Below are 2,486 nucleotides of genomic sequence, written 5' to 3'. Positions count from 1 at the left end.
ATCTATTATCGGAGGGATTATAGTATGAAAAATGATGCCTTAACGCCGCGCCAAATTGTTGCAGAGCTGGATAAATATATTGTCGGTCAGAAGTCAGCGAAGCGGTCGGTTGCGATCGCGCTCCGCAATCGTTATCGCAGAAGCATGCTGGATGAATCGCTGCGCGATGAGATCGTTCCGAAAAACATTTTAATGATCGGTCCTACCGGTGTCGGCAAGACGGAAATTGCCCGCCGTTTGGCTAAGCTGGTGAAAGCTCCCTTCGTGAAGCTTGAAGCGACGAAGTTCACTGAAGTGGGTTACGTTGGCCGTGATGTCGAGTCAATGGTTCGCGATCTCGTTGAGACGTCGATTCGTATCGTGAAGGCCGAGCGTACGGAGCGCGTGCAGGAGCGGGCCGAGAAGCTTGCTAACGAGCGTATTGTATCGTTGCTAGCGCCTTCTGTTGCCAAAGCGAAGTCAGCCAAAAATCCTTTTGAAATGCTGTTCGGCAACAATCAGCAGCAGGCGAAAGAGGAAGTCGAAGAGCCGGACGTTGACTTTAACGTTCAGCAAAGACGCAGTCAGGTGAAGGAACAGCTGTCAGCAGGCAAGCTGGAGAACGAGACGATAGAGATCGAGGTTGAAGACTCCACTCCTAATATGCTGGATATGTTGTCTGGCCAAGGACCTGAAGGCATGGGCATGAATATGCAGGAGCTGTTCGGTCAGTTCATGCCGAAGAAGCATAAGAAGCGTAAGCTGTCGGTCAAGGAAGCCCGCAAGGTGCTTACCCAGGAAGAAGCGAATAAGCTGATTGATATGGATGATGTCATCTCGGAGTCGGTACTTCGCGCAGAGCAATCCGGCATTATCTTCATAGATGAGATCGACAAGATCGCCAGTCCATCTCGCGGCAACGGTCCCGACGTATCGAGAGAAGGCGTTCAACGGGACATTTTACCTATCGTTGAAGGTTCTACCGTCATGACCAAGTATGGTCCTGTGAAGACGGATTACGTGCTGTTCATCGCCGCGGGAGCTTTCCATATGGCTAAGCCTTCCGATCTAATTCCCGAGCTTCAGGGACGTTTCCCAATTCGGGTAGAATTAACGAGCCTAAGCTTGGATGATTTCGTAAGCATTCTGACGGAGCCTAAGAACGCATTGACGAAGCAATACACCGCTCTTCTGGAGAYAGAGGGCATTAAAGTGGAGTTTTCGAACGAAGCGATTCGTGAGCTCGCGTCAATAGCGGCAGACGTCAATCGGAATACTGAAAATATCGGTGCGCGCAGATTGCACACGATTCTTGAGAAGCTTCTGGAGGACTTGTCGTTCGAAGCGCCTGAGCTATCGCTGGAGACAATGACGATTACACCGGAATATGTGAAGGAAAAGCTGGGAAGCATTGCGCAAAATCGCGATTTGAGTCAATATATATTGTAGTTGTTAAGATTTTTGGGAGGCAGTGTAATGACTTTACTTACAAAGACAAGAACCTTGAACCGTTTGCTGCAGCGCGCTGCGGGCAAGGCGCTTAACTTTAGAGAAATGGCCGAGGTGCTGTGCACGACGATTCAGACAAATGTATTCGTTGTGAGCCGCAAAGGGAAAATTCTCGGCAGCGCGGCGGTTGATGTGTATGATCACGATTTCCTGCGTTCCTTGTCGTCTGATGAGCTCAGGTTTCCGCAGGACGCTAACGTCAGGTTCCTCGATATGCAGGAATCCATGACGAACGTGAAGCCGGATGAAGGCGTTTATGAGACGTTTCCTCGGCTTGGCGACCAAGAAATTATGACCGTAGTACCTATTATCGGAGGCGGAGATCGCCTAGGAACGCTTGTACTGACTCGACAGTCAGGCACGTTTGATGATGATGATCTAGTGCTTGCGGAATACGGATCGACGATCGTCGGAATGGAAATATTGCGTGAGCGTGCGGATGAGATCGAACAAGAGGTACGCAGCCGGGCTGCTGTATCCGTGGCAGTCGGTTCGTTGTCCTTCAGTGAGCTGGAGGCCGTTGAACATATCTTTGAAGAGCTTGATGGCAAGGAAGGGCTGCTCGTAGCGTCCAAAATTGCCGATCGTGCCGGCATCACGCGGTCGGTAATCGTCAATGCGCTTCGCAAGCTCGAGAGTGCGGGCGTCATTGAGACAAGATCGTTAGGCATGAAAGGGACCTACATCAAAATATTAAACCATCAGCTTTTACAAGAACTTCAAAAGATGAAAAACTAGAAATGGGACGTTTAGACCATTTCAGCCCTATCTGAATTCAAAGATAGGGCTTTTTTCTTATTGTAATAAATTAGGGAATTGTTGAAGATTATGAAGTCGGCAAATATCGACACACTCGTCTCATTTTTTTCATTTWTATGTGTCGAACTTAGCAGGAATGAAGATTATTCTGTTGAATAACTAAGAGAAGATCATCAATGAAAGTGGTGAAACTGCATGAATTTGTTGAATGGCGCTTCATTCCAAAGAATGGAGGGAGC

Annotated in this window: 2 protein-coding genes; both read left to right on the top strand. The window is 48.6% G+C overall.

The features are described from left to right. Positions 1-24: 24 nt before the first annotated feature. Positions 25-1,428: an ATP-dependent protease ATPase subunit HslU gene (gene hslU / locus AB4Z33_RS30765; RefSeq protein WP_442053544.1), complete on the top strand. Its 1,404-nt coding sequence runs from the start codon at positions 25-27 to the stop codon at positions 1,426-1,428. Between the two features lie 27 nt (positions 1,429-1,455). Continuing rightward, on the top strand, positions 1,456-2,226 hold the full coding sequence (gene codY / locus AB4Z33_RS30760) for a GTP-sensing pleiotropic transcriptional regulator CodY (protein WP_442053543.1): 771 nt from the start codon (positions 1,456-1,458) through the stop codon (positions 2,224-2,226). Positions 2,227-2,486: the final 260 nt, after the last annotated feature.

The sequence above is a fragment of the Paenibacillus sp. 2TAB19 genome (genome assembly GCF_052115185.1).
Classification (GTDB): domain Bacteria; phylum Bacillota; class Bacilli; order Paenibacillales; family Paenibacillaceae; genus Pristimantibacillus.
This window is presented reverse-complemented; position numbering and strand designations above follow the sequence as displayed.